Genomic DNA, 19594 nt, shown 5'->3' on the forward strand with positions numbered 1-19594 from the left:
TTGAGTGTTAAAATTTGAAGTTGTAAGTAACGGCGGGAATCAGTGTGCCTATCAGAGAAAGCTGCTTGGCAGCCGTTTGCTGAGGGGCATCTGTCATTTGTCTGTCCCTGCCCTGAGAAAAGTAGATGCTGAAAGGGTTCTTTCTGGCGTACAGGTTGTACACGGAGAAAACGATGTGGTCATTGCCTGACCGGTTCTTCTTGCCCCGCCACACATTGTTAATTGTAAGTGACGCATCCAGCCTGTGGTAGTTTGGAAGTCGGAAGTTGTTTCTCTCACTTCCGCTCACGTAGGGAATGACGTAACCTGCCGACATGTAACGATCCGTTGGAAACGTGGTGGGTGTGCCTGACATGAAGCTAAAGTTGGCAGAAAGGGAAACCCTCTTAGTCAGGTCGTAGAAGCCAGCCACCTTGAGGTTGTGGCGCTGATCGAAACGGGTAGCGTACCAGTTGCCTTCATGGTTCTTGCGGTCGTTTCCAAAATTGATCCCGTCCACTTTCAGCTCCGACTTGCCCAGTGTGTAGCTCACCCAGCCGGTCAGTCTCCCGGCGTTTTTCTTCACATAAAGCTCCAGACCATAAGCCCTGCCAACGCCTGAAAGCAGCTGAGAAGCAATGAATTCGTTGATGAACAGTTCAGCTCCGTCGATGTAGTCGACCTGGTTCTTGTTCCACTTGTAATATACTTCGGCAGAGGTCTCGAAACGCTTTCCGCCAATGTTCCTGAAGTAGCCCATGGCCACCTGATTACCCATTTGCGGGGCAATGTTGTTGTCCGAAGGCTGCCAGATATCAATTGGCGTAGAGGCCGTAGTGTTAGATATCTGGTGGATATACTGGCTCATGCGGTTGTAGCTGGCTTTTATGGAGCTCGACTCCGAAAGCTGATACCTCAGCGAAGCCCTCGGCTCAACGTTTTGATATGAAGCGATCGACTCCCAGTCGCCTTTCTCTGTAACTGATAGCAACGGTTTCTCCACACCTGCCAGGGTGTCGCCATAAGTCATCAAGCTACCACCGAGGTTGTTGAAGTAGCTGAACCGCACTCCGTATTGAGCAAACAGTTTGTCACTCAGCTTCTGGTCATTGCTCAGGTAAACAGCGGTTTCCAGGGCTTTGCGCCGGTCGAGGCTGATATCTGTTCTGATGCCATTGTTCACTGTCGAGGCATTGGCTGGTTCGAAGCCGTACAAAATAGCTTCCCCTCCAAAGGTTAGCTCATTGTTCACATTCAGAAACCAGTTGAACTCCGGCTTGAAATTCCACGTGCTTACTTCGGCGGCCCAGTCGAACTTATCCAGTTTGTTGGTGCCAAAGCTGAAACCATAGTCGTAGTTGCTGTAAAAAGCTGAGACGTTGGAAAACAGCTTATTGCCATACAGGTGATTCCAGCGTACCGTGGCGGTGCGATTGCCCCAGTCGAAACCCTGCGATTCGTCAAATGAAAAAACGTCACGCCCCAGGTAGCCGGAAACGTACACACGGTTTTTATCATTGATGTTGAAATTGGTTTTGGCAGTGAGGTCGTAGAAATACATGCCTGCGCCGTCAGACAGCATATTGGTAAAAGGCCGCACCAGCACATCGGCATACGACCGGCGACCCGCAATAATGAAGGAAGACTTATCCTTCTTAATTGGCCCCTCCACTGCCAGCCTGCTAAACACGGTACCCACACCTCCGGCTACATCATAGTCTTTGTTGTTGCCTTCTTTCATGCGGATATCGAGAATGGAGGACAAGCGACCACCGTAGCGGGTGGGGATGCCGCCTTTGTACAGCTTCACATCTTTCACGGCGTCGGGATTGAACACCGAAAAGAAGCCAAACAGGTGTGACGACTGGTACACCGGAGCCTCGTCAAGCAATACGAGGTTTTGCCCGACGCTTCCTCCACGCACATTGAACCCAGCAGTGCCTTCGCCTACAGAACTGACACCAGGCAGCAACTGTATACTTTTGAGCACGTCCACCTCCCCGGCAAATGCCGGCAGCTTTTCAATGGCCTTCATTTCCAGCTCAATCGTACTCATTTCAATACTGGCCACATTTTCATCAATGGCCTCGCTGGTAATCACCACGGTTTCCAGCTCTGCATCAGCCGACCGCAGTTCCAAATCCAGTCTGATATCCTGGGTCAGGTCAATTGCCTTGTGTGTGTCGCCATAACCAACATAGCTGACATCCAGGTTGTAACTACCCTCCGCCAGTGTAATGGAATAAAAGCCATAAACGTTGGCTGTGGTGCCGCCCGATATCTCTCTGACAAAAACATTGGCGCCGATAAGGGCCTCCCCATTGCTTTCATCTTTGAGGTATCCACTGATCGTGAATTGCTTTGCCTGACCAAAGGCGGTCAGGGCTAGCAGGAGACATAGTGCTCCGGTAAAGATTGTTTTCATAGTTCTTATTGTTTTGAGTTTGATGAGGCAAAACAAGTCACCCCAATGATGTATTTCATTGACTTTAGTTAAGAAGCGCCAGCGCACATCAATAAACTCTCAACTCAAAAGAAAAATAAGTGTGGGGTAAAAGTCGGGGATTGAAAAAAGTTACAGCCTTGGTAAATGAATGATTACAGATTCCCTGGAAACCAGATTCATTCCGGAAATGATGTATACGAAAAATCAGTTTTTCACCTTCCTCATCCACTTTTTCGCCTTTTCCGCATCCGTAAAGCTTTTCATCGAAATGGGCGGTTTGCTCATGCTGAACAGCAGGTTCATAATGAACCTCGACAGACCGGGATTCGACACCACGGCCATTGTCGTATAGATCTCCGGCAGCATTTCTCTGGAAAACTTCTGGGTTTCTTTGTCGGGCACAGGCGAGTTTTTGAGGTAAAAAAGCAATGGCACAGGCTTCAGCCGAAAGTGATCAAGTGGACACCACGTTGATTTCTCATCTTCCCATTCAACCCATTGGGGTCTCTCGCAGAGGACCCTGATGGGTTCATACCGTTGCTCCTCTTACACCTATGAGCTCGCTCCTTTCTATTTTTTGGTGTAGGGATCAATAGTAATAATGCTTCCATCGGGCCGATGAGTAAGCTCAGTAACTTTTATATTTCTTAAATGGGTTTGCCCGCCAGAAAGGGTGCTGTCATGGTAAAACAGATACCATTTACCATCAATCTCTACAATCGAATGGTGGTTGGTCCAGCCAATGACAGGATTAAGCACAACACCCTGATAGGTAAAAGGCCCATAAGGATTATCGCCTGTGGCATAGCAAATAAAATGCGTGTCGCCAGTGGAATATGAGAAGTAGTATTTGCCGTTGTACTTATGCACCCAGGCAGCTTCAAAAAACCTGCGATCGTTGTCCGATGCAAGCAATGGAACACCATTTTCATCCAGAATATCCACTTGTCTCACCTCTTCGGCGAAGCCCAGCATGTCATCACTCATTTTGGCAATACGTGGTTTTATGGCAGGCTCGCCCTCGGCAGGGTAGGAATCGGACGGTACGTACTCCCCTGTTTCCCATCGTTGCAATTGGCCACCCCAAATGCCCCCGAAATACATATAGGAGCTACCGTCCGTATCAGTAAAAACAGCCGGATCGATGCTGTAGCTACCCTCGATAGGCTGATCCATTGGTGTGAATGGCCCTTCGGGTTTAGCGGCAACTGCCACTCCTATCCTAAACACGTCTTCTTTGTCTTTGGCAGGAAAGTAAAAAAAGTACTTCCCATCCTTGAGAGCAGCATCCGACGCCCACATTTGCCGGCCTGCCCACGGCACATTGTCGATATGGAGCGCTATACCGTGATCTGTTACTGGCCCTCCGATTTTGTCCATCGAATAAACATGATAGTCCACCATGCCAAAGTGGTCGCCGTTGTCATTAGCAGGAATGCCCGCATCAAAGTCGTGCGAGGGATAAATGTAAACCTTTCCATTGAAAACATGTGCCGACGGATCGGCCGTGTAGAGGTCGGTCACCAGTGGCTGCGAAATGGCACCAAGACTGTCTGTATCCGTTTCAGCTTCGGTTTCGGAGGAATTGGAAGTGGTTTTTTGATCACAAGCGCTAAAGCAAACAACTGCGCCGAGCAGGACTAACTGATTGAGTTTGGTATGTAGTTTCATTCTGTAGGTATTAGGCTGGTGAAGTCAATTTATAAAATTTTCTTTTTCAAATTGTCACCAATCAACTTGGGTTTGCGGGCCAGAACTCCGAAAAAGCTAATCAAAAATAGAGATGTCAGACAAAGGCCTCAATCCATTATGAACAGCAAGAATGTCAATTTTCTCCTCTGTGAGGATGGTATAAATGATCCGATAGGATTTATAAATTAGCTCTCTGATTGCCGGGTTGTCTATCTCAGGAACTACTCTCCCAATCTGAGGAAACTGTATTAAAATTTCTGCCTTCTCAAATATTTGATCTGTCAGTTGTTCCGCATATCTAAGTGACCTGGGTTCAAAATGCTCCCTCAATTCATGGATATTTTCAATCGCTTCTCTGGTCCAGTTTACTTTGACCATTGCTTAAGCATTTCTTTCGCCTCTTTCGAAGAATGCACTTCCCCCTTCTTGGACTGGGCCAAACCGGCTTCAATCTTTTGTAGCAAGATCAATTTATCCATGAGTTCGTCAATAGAAAATTGATCTGGCATATCCTTAAGGCTTATAATTACTTGATCTTTCGTTATCATTTTTATTCCTTTTACTCAATATACGAATAATAGCGAATACAAAACCAGTGATAAACTAGTTCTCACCAGTCGATCTCACCAAGGTCATTCGCTTTCAAGTATGCATTCGTTTTACTAAACGGCTTACTACCAAAAAAGCCACTATGCGCAGAAAAGGGTGACGGATGCGGTGATTCTATCACATAATGTTTCGACTTGTCAATAACAGCCCCCTTGCGCTGCGCATAAGCTCCCCATAAAATAAAAACCAAATTTTCCTTTTCAACCGAAACCGTCTTTATCACTTCGTCAGTAAAAGTTTCCCACCCCCGGTTCTGATGCGATCCCGGGCGGCTGGCTCTTACCGTTAAAGTAGCATTGAGCAACAATACTCCCTGATCGGCCCAGCGCTCCAGATTGCCTGAAGGAGGAATATCCTTTCCAAGATCGTTGGCCAGTTCTTTAAAAATATTGACCAGCGACGGCGGCATTTTAATACCGTCTTTTACTGAAAAACACAAGCCATTGGCCTGATTTGCTCCGTGATATGGATCCTGGCCAATGATCACCACCTTTACCTGATCAAAGGGACAATGGGCGAATGCATTGAAAATTTCTTTGCCTGGAGGGTAAACAATATGCTTTGAGTATTCATCTTTTACGAAAGAAGTAAGGTCGACGAAATAGCTTTTGTCAAATTCAGGTAACAATTTCTTCTTCCAGCTTTCTTCAATTTTTACATCCATGAATCATTTTTTTGATTTTCTTTGTATCTTAATAGCCTCCTGGCAACAACCAACCCTAATATAGGCATCCGCATTTAAGTCTTACAATTTCATGGTAACTGAAATTACAGAAGGGGTAAAAGTGAGCGTCATCACAGAATATCAGCCGGAATACTCCAATCCGAAGCAGATGCACTTTGTGTTTACTTACAAGATTACCATAGAGAACTGCGGAGACAATACCATACAACTTTTGCGCCGCCACTGGTACATCCACGACCTCAACACGCAAGTGAGGGAAGTAGAAGGCGAAGGCGTAGTGGGCCAGCAGCCAATTCTGGAACCCGGCGAAACACATCAGTACGTAAGCGGATGCAACCTCCGATCAGGCGTTGGCAAAATGCTGGGCTCCTACCTCATGGAAAAAGTACTCGACGGTAAGAAATTCCAGGTGAAGATTCCCGAGTTCACCATGGTGGTGCCTTATAAACTCAATTGATTCTTGTCGCTTTCCAGAAGGCTTTATCCTGCAAAAGCATATTTTTCCTACTGGCTCAATGCTGTTGACGAACAGTCTTTGCATAGTCCCTTTCTTTTCAAGTTTTATAATGAGGTATTAAAACCCAAAAGCCCATCTGCGGCTTTCGAGCCTATTGAAAAGCACCGAAGGGCTTTATTAAGAGACAAAAGGCTCATCGACTTGCAAGACCCAGGAGCGGGCTCACTCGTCAGTCGCTCGCAACAACGAACAGTAGGCAGCATAGCGAAACACAGCCTGTCGTCGCCAGTCTTTTGTTCCTTTTTATACCGACTGACAAGATTTCAGCAACCCGAACGCAGCCTGGAAATTGGCACTTCTCTGGGCATTTCGGCTGCATACCTGGACAAAGTTTCTTCTGGTTCGTTGACAACCATCGAAGGAAGTCCTGCCATTGCCGCCATAGCTAGAGAGACTTTTGATCGGCTGGCCTGCCAAAACATAAAGCTTATAGAAGGAAGGGCACAGGAAGCGCTCATGCCTTTTATTCAAACCACACCAAAACTGGATCTGGTCTTCATAGATGCTCATCACAGCGAAGAAGCCACACTTTCATTCTTTGAGAGTTTGCGGGGGAGCCTGCACCAGCAAAGCATCGTCGTAGTCGGAGACATTCACTGGTCGGCGGGAATGGAACGGGCATGGCGGCAGCTAATCCAGCATGAATCGGTGACACTGTCGGTTGATATTTTTCATGCTGGCATACTTTTCTTCAACCCTGATTTGAGGAAAGGGACAGAGGTACTATGGTGCTAAACTGACGTCTAAGAAATGGTTTCCTTTTTTGTCAAATGGATAAATAGCTCCCGGCCGGCCCTGGGTGGAATTGAATTGTAACAGGTCTCAAATACCTTAAAATCAAACAGTGGCTCGAAATACGTCTTGTACTCCGCTGCATTGCCTCCAAAAGGAGGTCCGTCATTGTTGAGTGGGTCATTAAACAATACTCCCACCAGCTTACCTCCCGGGCTCAACAATTCATGCATTTTCTCCGCATAGCTTTGCCTTAGCGACGGATCGATTGCGCAAAAGAAAGTCTGCTCGACGATGAGATCATATTGGCCGTTATGGTCAAAAAAATCCCCTTCTATCAGCTGCTCTTGCGTCAAATCAGGTACTCTTTGACGAAGGTTGTTGAGCGGTTCACGACTCAAATCGATGACAAAAACGTTTTGGAAGCCCTTTTTGAAAAGGTATTCGGCTTCGTAGCCATTTCCAGCTCCAGGGATCAGAATTCTGGTTTGTTTGTCGGTGAGCTGATCAAAATAGGCCTTGAGGGGTGTGGTAATGGCACCGGCATCCCAACCAGTTGACCCATCCCCGTATCTTTTTGTCCAAAAATTGGCGTCCAAATTCATAAACTAGCTGTAATGACGGCAATTAACATTGTTTTAAGACATTAGTTCCCTAATTTTGCGGCTGTTTTGACATTCTGCACAAGTAATAGACCAATACCATGAGTGAAGGAGGAAGTAATAATAAAAAGCAGCAATCAATCGTCATAGCCCTGGCTATCCTTTTGTTGCTGGCTTTAGTGAAGATAGGTATCGACTACAGCACCAATAAATCGCTCACGGCAGACAATATGGCGAAGCAGGAGGAGCTGACCGAAACATATTTCAGTCTTGATTCGGTATCATCTGAGCTCGATAAACGCATCCAAACCATTACCGAACTGGGTGGTGAGATAGACACGCTTTTGAAAGTGAAAGAGCAGCTGGAGAAAGAAAAAGAGGCCATAAGAACCCGAAGCAACAGAGAAATTGGGCAGCTAAAAGCCCGGGTGGAAGGTTACCGTGAGCTGCTGGTGGCACAGGACGAAGAGATTACCAAGCTAAGAGCCATCAATGAGAAGCTTTTAACGGAGAACACAGGCCTGAAAGAAGAGAAAAATGAGCTGACAGCTTCCATAAGAGACCTCAATCAATCCAAAAACAAGCTTGAAGAAAAAGTGGCCCTTGCCTCTCAACTGAAGGTGGAAAACATGGTAATAGCCGCTGTCAATAGCAGGGGGAAAGAAACTATCGGCGAGTTTAAAAACCGCCAGGTTGAATCGATCAAAGTCACTTTCAACATAGCTGAAAACAAAGTGGCACCCGTAGACGGCAAAGATGTGTTGGTACGCATTGTGGCTCCTGACGGCAATGTGCTGTTTGACGTTACGAGAGGTTCAGGCACTTTTTTGTTTGACAACCGGGAGATGTACTACACTGCCAAGCAGGAAATTTTGTTCGATAACACCCGCCAAAAATTATCATTCCTGTACGACAAGGGCAGCGAATACGCAGTGGGCATTCACAAAGTAGAAGTGTATACAGACGGCTATTTGATGGGCGCAGGCTCGTTTACGGTAAAATAATGGAACCCTGCTTAAAGCCATTCACAGCAGCACTTAACATTCTTTTATGGTTTTATGAAGGGGTCGGAGTAGCATTGTAGTTTTAATAAGTTAGTGAAATTAGCCCCTATTTGATTTACATGGACATAAAAAAAGTAACCTCCAAATTTCCATTTGGGTGTTGATATGTTATTCTGGTACTCCTATCGCTTAATGTAAGATCGCTTAACATAGATTTTGTAGTTTGATTATAAATCAGGTGCCTTAAATCAGTTTCTGTTATGCCCAAATAGTTGTCAAACTCCCCCATAAGAACTTTTTGTGCCACACCAAGCTGGAACCTCAACACAAATGGCTGCATTGCACCTCGAAGAGTAAGAAAATCAACGCTATTTACATTTACCCCAAAAGAAAAGACATAAATGAATTTCCCTAATAACTGAGAAGCGAAGGCAACTATAAGAATGTGCCACCAAACTAAGTCCCACCCCATAAAGTTTCCAAGAAGAATACAAGCGACTATAGAAACAACCAAGGTTGTCCAAACAATAGTCCTTTCCTTTTTTTTACTCATGATAAATAGGCTTGTTGATGAAATAACTCCTTGCGAGTCTTGTAAGGGACTTGCTTGACATAAAAATATAATAATTTTTCTCCCCCCGACCATCAGTTTAGTTTTTTGAGGGCTATGTTGTAGCCTGTGTTGGCTACTAATTCAGCAATTTACCAGTGCCAGATTGTCAATTTTCGATTTCTGAGATGAATCTCCATTAATATGGAGAATTAGGTTGACCTACCTCTTGCTGCCAAAGTTGGTGTGCTTGATTGGTACATCGTGGCATAATCTTTATCATTCTGATCACTAGACTCTCCTTTGTTCATATTTTTGTAGAAAAATTTATATCCGACCCAAGTACTATACTAGTCAGTCATTTAAAAACAAACATCTCCTGAATGCTCCTTGTCAATTACGATTCGATTACATACCTTTGCAGCCCATTTAATTAATAAGTTATACAATGCTTAACAATTACGAGACAGTATTCATTTTAACTCCCGTTTTGTCTGATGTTCAGATGAAGGATGCTGTTGAAAAATTCAAAACCGTGGCCGTCGACAATGGCGCAGACATGGTAAATGAGGAAAATTGGGGCTTGAAAAAGCTGGCGTATCCGATCCAGCACAAAACCACAGGTTTCTATCAGTACTTTGAATTTAAAGCAGCTCCTGGGGTTGTGGCAGCACTCGAAACCGAGTTCCGCCGTGACGAAAAAGTTATGCGTTTCCTTACCGTTGCGTTGAACAAAGACGCAGTCGAGTACAACAACAAGCGTAGGAAAGGCGAATTCAACAAAAAAGAAAAGGAGGTCGCAGCATGACACTGATGAACGAACCCATCAACAGGGACATCCAGAAAATTAAGAAGTATTGCCGTTTCAAGAAAAACGGAATCAAATACATCGACTACAAGGATGCTAACTTCCTGTTGAAATTTGTAAACGAACAAGGCAAAATTCTTCCAAGAAGACTAACAGGCACCAGCCTTAAGTTCCAGAAGAAAGTAGCCCAGGCGGTAAAAAGAGCAAGACACATTGCTATTCTACCGTACGTAACTGATTCATTGAAGTAAACCACCGAGGATCATGGAAATTATACTAAAAGAAGACGTAAAAGGCGTTGGCTACAAAAACGATACAGTTTCTGTAAAGCCAGGGTTTGGACGTAACTACCTGATTCCTCAGGGATTGGCTATTATCGCCAATAACTCCAATAAGAAGCAAGTTGAAGAAAACATCCGCCAGGCTGCTCACAAAGCAGAGAAGATCATTCAGGACGCTCAGGCGCTTGCTGCATCTATCGGCGAGTTGGTTGTAACTATCAACACCAAAGCTGGCGAAAGCGGCAAAATATTTGGTGCTGTTACAGCTCTTCAAATTTCTGACGCTCTGAAAGACAAAGGATTTGAAGTAGATCGTAAGAGAATCACTTTCAAAGAGGCTGTGAAGAACGTTGGTGAACACACGGTACTGCTTGATCTTCACAAGAATGTGAAGCACGAGATCACTGTGAATGTTGTCGGTGAGTAATCCGAATACAAGATCATAAAGAAAAGGCGCTCTCAAGGCGCCTTTTTTTGTGCGTAAACCTTCATAACTGAGTAACTCTTTCACTCAGCATTAGGTTAACTTAGTTAGTTATTTGATCTGAAACTTACTATCTCAAAACACCCGAAACTATCATCTTGAAGAAATTGATAAATCTCATGCTGATATTCTGTTAAAATCTCTACTATCATCTGTGTTTTGAGGTTGCCAGTGCGTATCCAGATTATTTTTGGAGGAAACCCATAAAGTAAATTAAGATCATTGAAATCGGAGTCTTGTGTTACTATGGTATAGCCATTAACCTTAGCAAATTCCCAAATAGCATTGTCCCGAACATTGATCAGGCCTTCCTTTTTAACATGTGTAGCGTTGGAAAATTCGATCGGAAGGTATTTCAGAATTCTATGAGAGATATTCTGATCGAACAAGATTTTCATTGGGACACCTGATAAATCCTATTCTCCCTATCAGCTGCGTAACTTAAGGCTGCATATATATCCGTTTCGGTCAGTTCGTCGAAGTCAGCCAATATTTCCTGAACCGTCATCCCTGAAGCCAACCAACCAAGAATATCACTAACAGTAATACGCATTCCACGGATACACGGCTTGCCTCCTCTCTTCCCTGGTTCAATTGTAATAATTTGTTTGTAGTCAGTCATAACTAAAGTATTAACAGATTAAATCTACAAAAATTCATGCATCTTAAATAACGATGCTTCTCCATACGTTATTTACTTATTTTGCGACATGTTTCGCACCGAAATTAGCATAACGCCACATCAGCATTTAATCACCCATCAGGATTCGATCCTGACCATAGGCTCCTGCTTTGCTGATGTCATGGGCAATCGCATGGCTGAAAGCAAGTTTTCAGTCGACATCAATCCATTTGGCACCGTTTACAACCCTGTCTCCATTTTCAAGCTGCTTTCACAAGCTGCAAGCAACACCAGTTTTCCAAAAGAAGGAATCGTTGAAAGTCAGGGCATTTACCAGCACTTCGACCTGCATTCAAAGTTTGGGAAGAGAACCAAAGAAGAACTCCAGGCAGAGGTGCAACAGCTTGAGCAAAAAAACACCAAAGCGCTCGCTGATGCAAAATGGCTCATCATTACTTTAGGCACGGCCGTAGTATACGAACGCTCAGGAGAAATAGTAGCGAATTGCCACAAAGTGCCTGCCAGTCAATTTTCAAAAAGGATATTGTCGGTTAAAGAGGTGATCAGAGCCTACGAAAATGTGCGGAACCAGCTTTTTCAGGTCAATTCCGGCATCCAAATGATAGTCACTGTTAGCCCCGTACGGCATGTCAAAGACACACTGGTCGTCAACAGCCAAAGTAAGTCCATCCTGCGGGTGGCGGTGGCTGAAATGACCGCATTCCCTGAGGTTAGCTACTTTCCCTCCTACGAGATCATGATGGACGACCTGCGGGACTATCGCTTCTACGAGAAGGACATGATCCACCCCAACGAAACAGCGCACGACTATATCTGGGAAAAGTTCTCCGGGGCTTACTTCGAGGAGTCCACCAGGCAGCTGATTCTTAAGTGGCAGAAGTTGAAAAAAAACCTTGAACACAAGCCTTTTCACCCGGCTTCGGCACACCATCAGGCTTTTTTGAAAAAGACACTGGAAGAAATGGAACAATTGAGTAGCCAATTGAATTTAGAACAAGAGATACAAGCCCTGAAAAAGGAAATTCTATGACCAAAGGCCCGCAGCCCAACAAGCTGATCAGTGAAACAAGCCCCTACCTGCTACAACACGCCTACAACCCCGTCGACTGGCATCCATGGGGAGAAGAAGCGCTGAACAAGGCACTGAAAGAAGACAAGCCTATTATTCTCAGTATCGGTTACTCTGCCTGCCATTGGTGTCACGTGATGGAACATGAGTCGTTTGAAAACGAAGCCATCGCCCAGCTCATGAACGACCACTATGTGTGCATCAAAGTCGACCGGGAGGAACGGCCCGATGTGGATCAGGTGTACATGGATGCCGTGCAAGCGATGGGACTGAGCGGCGGCTGGCCCCTCAATGTGTTTCTTACGCCGGAGCAAAAACCCTTCTATGGAGGCACTTACTTCCCTGCCAAAAAATGGGCTGGCCTGCTCGAGAATGTAGCTGAGGCATTTAGTAAACAGAGGCAAGAACTCGAAGACTCAGCTGAGAAGTTCGCTGACCACCTTGGTGGTAGTGTGCTGGAACAGTTCAGCCTTTCTTCGCCGAAAAGCAGCTTTTCATTGGCGGAAATCAGCTCTGCGGCTGGCAGACTGATCCCAAAGTTCGACACAGTTTGGGGAGGGCTGCAAAAAGCTCCTAAGTTCCCTATGCCCAGCATTTGGCTATTCCTGCTTCGTCATGGACATTCCACCAACAGCCAGCAATTGATTGATCATGTGCACTTCACACTAATCAAAATGGCACAGGGTGGCATCTACGATCAGGCTGGCGGTGGCTTCGCCCGCTATTCGGTGGATGGCGAATGGTTTGCTCCTCACTTTGAAAAGATGCTGTACGACAACGCCCAGCTCCTCAGCTTGTATTCGGAGGCATATCAGGTAACAGAGAATCCGCTGTTCAAAACGGTAGTGTATCAAACGGTGGAATGGTTGGAGCGGGAAATGCTGCACGAAGAAGGTGGCTTTTTCGCTGCCCTTGATGCCGACAGCGAAGGTGTAGAAGGCAAGTTTTACACCTGGACCAAACCGGAGTTTGAGGCAATAGCAGGCGACCAAAAGGAATTCATCAAAGACTACTACAATATCTCTGACAATGGCAACTGGGAACACGGCAGGAATATCCTGTTTGTTACCGACCCCATCGAAGTAGTAGCCAAGCGAAATCAATTACCAATGGCACAGGCTAAGCAGGCTGTGGCTGCCTTCAACGAGCGGGCTATGCAAGTAAGGGCTTCTAGAATAAGACCTGGACTTGACGACAAGATCCTCACCGGATGGAACGGGCTTTTGATCAAAGGCCTGGCGGATACAGCAATTGTTTTCAAAGAAGATAAATTTGGCAAGCTCGCTGCCAACTGCGCTTCGTTTATCAAAAGCAAGGCGTGGAACAACGGCGTACTGCATCGTACCTACAAAAATGGTCAGGCCAAACTTTATGGCTATCTGGAAGACTATGCTGCTGTCATTGACGGATTTGTGAAGCTCTACGAAGCCAACTTTGATCGGGAATGGCTACAGTTTGCCTATTTGTTGTCCGAACAAGTAATGAATGAGTTCTTCGATAAGGAAGAGCGGCTTTTCTACTACACCTCGGGCAAGGGAGAAAAATTGATCACCCGAAAGAAGGAAGTATTTGACAACGTCATCCCTTCCACCAATTCGATGATGGCACACAACCTGCTCAAGCTGGGGCTTTACTTTGAAAACAACCACTACCTTACTCTCGCTGAGGAAATGACTGCCAGGCTCAAGGCGTTGATACTGACGGAGCCCGACTACCTCACCAACTGGGCAATGATGGCAGGACAGCTGGCCAAGCCAACGGCGGAAATAGCCATAGTAGGGTCCGGTGCGGGCAAGCTTGCCAGTGAGCTTCAACAGACCTACTTACCCAACAAGGTGGTGGCCATTTCTGAAACCGAGACCGATGCCCTTCCGATACTAACCGGCAAAAAGACGGTGAATGAAAAGGCCACAATTTATGTTTGTTACGACAGAGCCTGCCAGCGACCGGTGGGGACTGTTAAAGAAGCTTTGTCGTTGATTGTTTAATCGGAAGATAAGGTCAGCAACTCACTATATGGAGTATTTTGGCTATCTTTGATAAGCAGGCAAATGAACTAAAACTATGATAAGAGCCAGCTTGATCCCTAAAAAACAACAGATTTCAATCGAAGTACCTGCCGATTATGTTGGCACAGAAATAGAAGTAATTGCCTTCAGGAAAAATGAAGGAGTAGAGAGAGAAAAGACAATACCCAAGAAAGTCTCGTTCTCTTCAATTTCTATTGACACTTCCGGTTTCCGATTTGACCGTGATGAAGCCAATGAACGATAAGATATTTTTCGACAGTAATATCCTCATCTATGCTTACTCTAAAAATGAAATAGAGAAACAAGCCGTTTCAAGGAATCTAATTACAAAGTTTAACTCATATATAAGCACTCAAGTCCTTCAGGAACTTACCAATATTATCACAAGAAAATTTCATTTCACCTTCGATGACACTCAAAAAGCCATCATTGAATGTTGTCAAAACAACAGAGTATTTACGAACACAGACGCCATAATTTTAAAGAGTTGCCAGCTAGCATTCAGATATAAATTCTCCTTCTTTGACAGCCTTATTATTGCCTCAGCAATTGAATCTGATTGTAAAATTCTTTACTCAGAAGATTTACAGAGCGGTCAGGTCATTGAGGAAACAGTCACGATTGTAAATCCATTCGTAAGCATTTAATGACTTCTTTCGCCGACATCCTCCTTCCTGTGCCTATCCCGAGGTTGTTTACCTACGAGGTGCCGGCGGAGCATGTCGACAAAGCTGAATCTGGCAGAAGAGTGATTGTGCCTTTTGGGCAAAAGAAAGTACTAACCGGTGTTATCGTTCAACTTCATAGCACCAAACCCGAGAACTATGAAGCCCGTGAAATTCTGGATGTGCTGGACGACCAGCCGGTAATTGTTGACCAGCAGCTCCAACTTATTCAGTGGATGGCCAGCTACTACATGTGCACGCCTGGTGAAGTACTCAACGCCGCCCTTCCGTCCGGACTAAAACTCAGCAGCAAATCGATGGTGCAGAAACACCCGGACTTCGACCCCGATGATGGTGCCCACACCTATTCCGACTCAGAGTGGAAGGTAGTAGAAGCGCTGGAAGAAAAAGAACACCTGAGCTATGACGAGATTTCGCAGATCACCGGCGTTAAAAACATCTACCACCTTATCAAATCGCTATCAGCCAAAGGAGCGATCCTGATTTTTGAGCAGCTCATTGAAAAGTACAAGCCGAAAAAAGAAAGGCGGGTGCGGCTGCAAGCATCCCTGGAGAATGATCTACTGGCGCTGGAAGCGCTCTTTCAAAAGCTCGAAAAGAAAGAAAAACAACTTGAGCTGGTAATGAAATACCTTAGAGAAGTGCCTGTGAATGAGCTGAAAGACAGAAACCAGCTGGGAGTTCCCAAAGGGGAATTCCTTGCATCGGGCCTTTCGACTTCGTCGCTTGGCACTTTAGTAAAAAATGGGGTGTTCGAAGAATTTGATAAGGTAATTTCAAGATTTGGCGAGCCAAAAAAGAAGGAAGCGGTTATCCCTGAGCTAACCTCATTGCAGGAAGAGAAACTATCCGAAATCCATGGCCTCTTCGAGAAAAAATCGACGGTGCTACTGCACGGTGTTACCGGCAGCGGTAAAACGGAGATCTACATTCGCCTGCTCCAGCAAGTGCTGGACGAAGGAGCTCAGGCGCTTTATTTGCTTCCGGAAATTGCACTCACAGCCCAGATTCTTCGCCGCCTGAAAAAAGTCTTCGGCGACAAAATCGGCATTTATCATTCCAAGTACTCCGACAATGAGCGGGTCGAAGTTTGGAACGGCGTGCTTTCCGGCCGATTCCCAATAGTCGTAGGTGTGCGGTCATCAGTTTTCCTGCCCTTCAACAACCTTTCTCTTATCATTATCGATGAGGAGCACGAGTCGTCGTACAAGCAATATGACCCGGCGCCCCGCTACCACGCCCGTGACACGGCCATTATGCTGGGGCAGATTCACCATGCCAAAATATTGTTAGGTTCCGCTACGCCGTCTGTTGAGAGCTACTACAACGCCGTGTATGAAAAGTACGGACTGGTAACACTGGAAACCCGGTTTGGTGAAGTGCAAATGCCGGAAACTGCCCTCATTGACCTGAAAGATGAGCGAAAGAAAAAACGAATGCACGGCGACCTGTCGCCGGGCTTGTTGCAAGCCATTGAGCAAACCCTGGAAGAAAATAAACAAGTCATCCTTTTTCAGAACAGGAGAGGCTATGCACCCTATCTTCACTGCGAAGACTGTGCCCACATACCCAAGTGCGCCAACTGCTCGGTGAGCTTAACGTATCACATGTACCGGCAGGAGCTGCTCTGCCACTACTGTGGTTTCCGTGAACCCCTTCCGTCGCATTGTGAGGCGTGCGGTTCAGCCAAAATAAAAACGATTGGTTTCGGTACGGAAAAGCTGGAAGATGATTTAAAGGTGTTGCTTCTCGCCGGCCGCATCAGCCGAATGGACTACGATACGACCCGTACGAGAAGTACTTACGAACAGCTCATCGAAAACTTTGAAAATGGTGAAATCGATGTGCTGGTAGGCACACAAATGATCACCAAAGGTCTCGATTTTGACCATGTAGAGCTGGTGGGCATTTTGGACATCGACCGCATCATTCATTTCCCCGACTTTCGTTCGCATGAGCGGGCCTTTCAAATGATGACACAGGTAAGTGGCCGGGCTGGCCGGCGATCAAATAATGGCAAAGTGATCATTCAGACCAACAACCCCGAGCAGCCTGTCTTTCATTTAGTACGAACCAACGACTACAAGCGATTCTACCAGATGGAGATTTTGGAGCGGGAAAGCTTTCACTACCCGCCATTTGTGCGAATGATCCGGGTGCTTTTCCGAAACCAGGATAAACAACTGGTTTGGGAAACCGCCAACCACTATTTGAAAAGTATTCAAAGTTCGCTGGGAGGCCACAGAATACTTGGCCCCCAGGAACCGTTAATAGCAAGAATACGAAATCAATACCATCAGGAAATTACCATCAAGTTGGAAAAAGGTGGCATTTCTATCCCCAAGGCCAAAGAATTCCTGACTCAAAAGGTGGAAGAATTGCAACAGGATAAAATATTCCGCCAGACATCCGTTATTTTTGATGTCGATCCGCAGTAACTATGAAGCTGGGCAAAAACATAAACTATTTGCAAATTCTTCTTTTCCTATTGGCAGGCACCTTGCTGTGGTCTTGTCTTGGCGAGGTAGAACCTTACGAAAAAGAGCCAGCGGTAAAAGTCAGGTTTTTCAACATTGACAGTCTGCAAAAAATTAATTCGGCCATTGCAGCGATCGACACTGCTGTCAAACATTTAACTACGGAAAAAACAGCTCGTACTACTCAGCTTTCGGCACTCAACACCTCACTAACTTCCCTCAACAAGCAAATTACTGAAGGCAACAATGATCTGATCCCCGAAAGAGATTCAGTGCAGGCAGCGATCACAGAAGTCATGGCCAGGCAAACGGAGATTACCACAGAACAAGCCGCCCTTGCAGCAGCAAAGACACCGCTCACCAAAACAGCGGCAGCTATTAACAAAGGCACAGTTTTGATCAGTAGCATCACCGCCAATGGCAATAAAGTTTCGTATTCAGACAGCGCCAACACTTTCAGTCTGCCTTTGAACATGAATGCAACTAGTCAGGTGTACTATTTCGAAATCAATGGTAAGGTGGATAGCATGGAGCTTACTTATTCGTTTATTGAAGACCTTACGGCCAAGAGCTACACCAGGCTTATTGGCACCAACATTGAAAGAACCGACGACAAGTTTTCATTTGACAGTGTGAAAGTATACTGCAAAGCATTACCTGACCCTTGCCTGAGCACAAAAACTACCATCAATGTCTATTTCTAAGGCTGCCATATTGTTGTTATTTGCGCTGGTCAGCCTGTCGGCTTACGGCCAGGATATTGGCAGGCCAAAACCACCAAGAACACGGGTGAATCCAGATGGCCTGGCTGATACAACCAAGACCGCCAAACCGGAGCTTCCCGCCATTGAGGAAGAAAACGATGAGGAGGCGGAAATGAAACCTGCGAAGGTAAAGGATACCACCGACTATCCGTTTCTGACGGAGCTGCACCTCCTTCTCGACTATGGAAAGCTGCTTACATTGCCCACCCCTTTCGAAAGCAAGGCGGAGGGAGGTATCCAGGCTGTGTTTGAAAATAGGTATGTCGGCAGCATCAGTTATGGCTACGGCAGCATCAACCCAACGGGAGCCTACAAAAACTCCGACTACAACGCCACCGGCACGTATATAAAGCCCGGTATGTTCTACCAATTAGCCATTAACCCTAAAAATAAATTACTGCTTGGTGCACAGTACGGCATGGCGTCTTTTGAAGACTCCGGGGTAACCACCATAGAAAGTGGCTCGGGTCTATTCGAACCCTACGAAAGGGCCTACGCCCGAGGTGGCCTTAAGGCAAGCTGGCTGGAGATTTCTATTCAGTCAGAAGGAAACTTCAGAGGCAATTTCTGGCTGGGATTCAGGGCGTCTTACCGCCATTTGATCAATATTGATAACCCAGGCGATCCGGATGTGCTTATTGTTCCAGGCTATGGGAAAACGGTTGGCAGCGGAGTACCCGCTGTTAATCTATTTTTGAAGTACAAGCTTAACTTCTTCCACCCTCCTGTGGTAGTGGTGCCTGAATCAGAAGACTAGAAGTCCCATTCGTCGTTAAGGATAGGCAATGCATGGTGAGCAGTCAGGTCGTACTGGCAAGGTACGATGGAGATATAGTTATTGGCAATGGCCCATTCGTCGTTGTCCTCGCCCTTGTCGAAGTTCACAAAGTTTCCCGCCATCCAGAAATACTGACGACCGTAGGGGTCGTGGCGCAAATCGAATTCCTCTTGCCATTTGGCATTCGCCTGGCGGCACATTTTAATGCCTTTGATGGCCTCGTTCCTCTTTGGTGGAATATTCACATTGAGCGCTACCCCCTTCGGGATACCCTTTTCCAATGCCTGCTTTGCTATTTTCAGAATGAATTCGTCCACATGGGAGAAATCTGCTTCCTGTGAATAATCACATAGCGAGAACCCGATAGCTGGCAAACCCTCCATGGCGGCTTCTATGGCCGCCGACATGGTACCTGAGTATAATACGCTGATCGACGTATTACTTCCATGATTGATGCCACTAACGACCAGGTCGGGCCGGATGTCTTTCAATATATAGTGCTTACCAATTTTCACGCAGTCGGCTGGTGTTCCGCTGCATTTATAAGCCTTTACATCGCCAAAAATATCGTCCGTGTCCAACCTCAAGGTGTCGCCAATGGTGATGGCATGTCCCATGCCTGATTGCGGACTGTCGGGTGCTACCACAACTACCTCACCAAGTGTTTTCATCAGCTCCACCAGTTTCCTAATGCCACGACTGGTTATTCCATCGTCGTTGGAAACGAGGATGAGGGGTTTCTTTTTTGCCATTGTCAA

24 protein-coding genes are annotated in these 19594 nt (G+C 45.9%); 13 read left to right on the plus strand and 11 right to left on the minus strand.

The window, feature by feature from the left end:
* Nucleotides 1–7 precede the first annotated feature (7 nt).
* The 6 genes from GC130_RS04755 to ung form a co-directional block, all read right to left on the minus strand.
* A complete protein-coding gene (locus tag GC130_RS04755; protein ID WP_151997127.1) occupies nucleotides 8–2404 on the minus strand; it encodes a TonB-dependent receptor in 2397 nt (798 codons plus the stop codon).
* 225 nt (nucleotides 2405–2629) lie between these two features.
* Entirely contained in the window at nucleotides 2630–2827 is a 198-nt protein-coding gene (locus GC130_RS04760) for a hypothetical protein (protein ID WP_151997128.1), read from the minus strand.
* A 168-nt stretch (nucleotides 2828–2995) separates the two neighbouring features.
* Complete coding sequence (locus tag GC130_RS04765) at nucleotides 2996–4096, minus strand: glycoside hydrolase family 43 protein (protein ID WP_151997129.1); 1101 nt, start codon at nucleotides 4094–4096, stop codon at nucleotides 2996–2998.
* Between the two features lie 96 nt (nucleotides 4097–4192).
* Nucleotides 4193–4495: a type II toxin-antitoxin system RelE/ParE family toxin gene (locus GC130_RS04770; protein ID WP_151997130.1), complete on the minus strand. Its 303-nt coding sequence runs from the start codon at nucleotides 4493–4495 to the stop codon at nucleotides 4193–4195.
* Entirely contained in the window at nucleotides 4483–4665 is a 183-nt protein-coding gene (locus GC130_RS04775) for a hypothetical protein (RefSeq protein ID WP_151997131.1), read from the minus strand. The genes GC130_RS04770 and GC130_RS04775 overlap by 13 nt, the downstream gene beginning before the upstream one ends.
* A gap of 62 nt (nucleotides 4666–4727) precedes the next feature.
* Nucleotides 4728–5390 carry a uracil-DNA glycosylase gene (ung, locus tag GC130_RS04780; protein ID WP_151997132.1) on the minus strand — a complete coding sequence of 221 codons (663 nt, stop codon included), beginning with the start codon at nucleotides 5388–5390 and terminating at the stop codon, nucleotides 4728–4730.
* A gap of 91 nt (nucleotides 5391–5481) precedes the next feature.
* Here ung and apaG point away from each other — a divergent pair, with 91 nt between their 5' ends.
* Both apaG and GC130_RS04790 read left to right on the plus strand, forming a co-directional pair.
* On the plus strand, nucleotides 5482–5868 hold the full coding sequence (apaG, locus tag GC130_RS04785) for a Co2+/Mg2+ efflux protein ApaG (RefSeq protein WP_151997133.1): 387 nt from the start codon (nucleotides 5482–5484) through the stop codon (nucleotides 5866–5868).
* 3 nt (nucleotides 5869–5871) lie between these two features.
* Entirely contained in the window at nucleotides 5872–6663 is a 792-nt protein-coding gene (locus GC130_RS04790) for an O-methyltransferase (RefSeq protein ID WP_151997134.1), read from the plus strand.
* Between the two features lie 8 nt (nucleotides 6664–6671).
* Here GC130_RS04790 and GC130_RS04795 read toward each other — a convergent pair whose 3' ends face one another.
* Nucleotides 6672–7265, minus strand: coding sequence for a methyltransferase (locus GC130_RS04795; RefSeq protein ID WP_151997135.1), 594 nt, complete (start codon nucleotides 7263–7265; stop codon nucleotides 6672–6674).
* Nucleotides 7266–7363: 98 nt separating this feature from the next.
* Here GC130_RS04795 and GC130_RS04800 point away from each other — a divergent pair, with 98 nt between their 5' ends.
* On the plus strand, nucleotides 7364–8266 hold the full coding sequence (locus GC130_RS04800; protein WP_151997136.1) for a chromosome segregation protein SMC: 903 nt from the start codon (nucleotides 7364–7366) through the stop codon (nucleotides 8264–8266).
* Nucleotides 8267–8381: 115 nt separating this feature from the next.
* Here the strand turns inward: GC130_RS04800 and GC130_RS04805 are convergent, their stop codons facing one another.
* A complete protein-coding gene (locus tag GC130_RS04805) occupies nucleotides 8382–8819 on the minus strand; it encodes a hypothetical protein (RefSeq protein ID WP_151997137.1) in 438 nt (145 codons plus the stop codon).
* A 445-nt stretch (nucleotides 8820–9264) separates the two neighbouring features.
* Here GC130_RS04805 and rpsF point away from each other — a divergent pair, with 445 nt between their 5' ends.
* The 3 genes from rpsF to rplI are packed head-to-tail and all read left to right on the plus strand — an operon-like array spanning nucleotide 9265 to nucleotide 10332.
* Nucleotides 9265–9624: a 30S ribosomal protein S6 gene (gene rpsF / locus GC130_RS04810; protein WP_151997138.1), complete on the plus strand. Its 360-nt coding sequence runs from the start codon at nucleotides 9265–9267 to the stop codon at nucleotides 9622–9624.
* Nucleotides 9621–9875, plus strand: coding sequence for a 30S ribosomal protein S18 (rpsR, locus tag GC130_RS04815; protein ID WP_151997139.1), 255 nt, complete (start codon nucleotides 9621–9623; stop codon nucleotides 9873–9875). Before rpsF ends, rpsR begins: the two co-directional genes overlap by 4 nt.
* A gap of 13 nt (nucleotides 9876–9888) precedes the next feature.
* The gene (gene rplI / locus GC130_RS04820) at nucleotides 9889–10332 is read left to right on the plus strand and encodes a 50S ribosomal protein L9 (protein ID WP_151997140.1); all 444 of its coding nucleotides are present in this window, start codon (nucleotides 9889–9891) and stop codon (nucleotides 10330–10332) included.
* Nucleotides 10333–10436: 104 nt separating this feature from the next.
* On the opposite strand, the gene GC130_RS04825 is transcribed toward rplI, so the two are convergent.
* Nucleotides 10437–10787: a DUF5615 family PIN-like protein gene (locus tag GC130_RS04825; protein ID WP_151997141.1), complete on the minus strand. Its 351-nt coding sequence runs from the start codon at nucleotides 10785–10787 to the stop codon at nucleotides 10437–10439.
* Entirely contained in the window at nucleotides 10784–11011 is a 228-nt protein-coding gene (locus GC130_RS04830; RefSeq protein WP_151997142.1) for a DUF433 domain-containing protein, read from the minus strand. The genes GC130_RS04825 and GC130_RS04830 overlap by 4 nt, the downstream gene beginning before the upstream one ends.
* A gap of 88 nt (nucleotides 11012–11099) precedes the next feature.
* Between GC130_RS04830 and GC130_RS04835 the strand changes: the two genes are divergently transcribed.
* The 7 genes from GC130_RS04835 to GC130_RS04865 all read left to right on the plus strand — a co-directional run bounded on the left by GC130_RS04835 (nucleotide 11100) and on the right by GC130_RS04865 (nucleotide 18815).
* Complete coding sequence (locus GC130_RS04835; protein ID WP_151997143.1) at nucleotides 11100–12062, plus strand: GSCFA domain-containing protein; 963 nt, start codon at nucleotides 11100–11102, stop codon at nucleotides 12060–12062.
* The gene (locus GC130_RS04840) at nucleotides 12059–14089 is read left to right on the plus strand and encodes a thioredoxin domain-containing protein (protein WP_151997144.1); all 2031 of its coding nucleotides are present in this window, start codon (nucleotides 12059–12061) and stop codon (nucleotides 14087–14089) included. The genes GC130_RS04835 and GC130_RS04840 overlap by 4 nt, the downstream gene beginning before the upstream one ends.
* A gap of 76 nt (nucleotides 14090–14165) precedes the next feature.
* Nucleotides 14166–14375, plus strand: coding sequence for a hypothetical protein (locus GC130_RS04845; RefSeq protein ID WP_151997145.1), 210 nt, complete (start codon nucleotides 14166–14168; stop codon nucleotides 14373–14375).
* Nucleotides 14365–14778 carry a PIN domain-containing protein gene (locus GC130_RS29200; protein ID WP_193217770.1) on the plus strand — a complete coding sequence of 138 codons (414 nt, stop codon included), beginning with the start codon at nucleotides 14365–14367 and terminating at the stop codon, nucleotides 14776–14778. The genes GC130_RS04845 and GC130_RS29200 overlap by 11 nt, the downstream gene beginning before the upstream one ends.
* A complete protein-coding gene (priA, locus tag GC130_RS04855; RefSeq protein ID WP_151997147.1) occupies nucleotides 14778–17255 on the plus strand; it encodes a primosomal protein N' in 2478 nt (825 codons plus the stop codon). Before GC130_RS29200 ends, priA begins: the two co-directional genes overlap by 1 nt.
* A gap of 29 nt (nucleotides 17256–17284) precedes the next feature.
* Complete coding sequence (locus GC130_RS04860; protein ID WP_151997148.1) at nucleotides 17285–17998, plus strand: hypothetical protein; 714 nt, start codon at nucleotides 17285–17287, stop codon at nucleotides 17996–17998.
* On the plus strand, nucleotides 17985–18815 hold the full coding sequence (locus GC130_RS04865) for a DUF6048 family protein (protein ID WP_151997149.1): 831 nt from the start codon (nucleotides 17985–17987) through the stop codon (nucleotides 18813–18815). The genes GC130_RS04860 and GC130_RS04865 overlap by 14 nt, the downstream gene beginning before the upstream one ends.
* Here the strand turns inward: GC130_RS04865 and surE are convergent.
* Nucleotides 18812–19588, minus strand: coding sequence for a 5'/3'-nucleotidase SurE (gene surE / locus GC130_RS04870; RefSeq protein ID WP_151997150.1), 777 nt, complete (start codon nucleotides 19586–19588; stop codon nucleotides 18812–18814). The two genes, GC130_RS04865 and surE, sit on opposite strands and share 4 nt — an antisense overlap.
* Nucleotides 19589–19594: the final 6 nt, after the last annotated feature.

The organism is Imperialibacter sp. EC-SDR9 (genome assembly GCF_902498805.1).
In the GTDB taxonomy this organism is placed as follows: Bacteria; Bacteroidota; Bacteroidia; order Cytophagales; family Cyclobacteriaceae; genus Imperialibacter.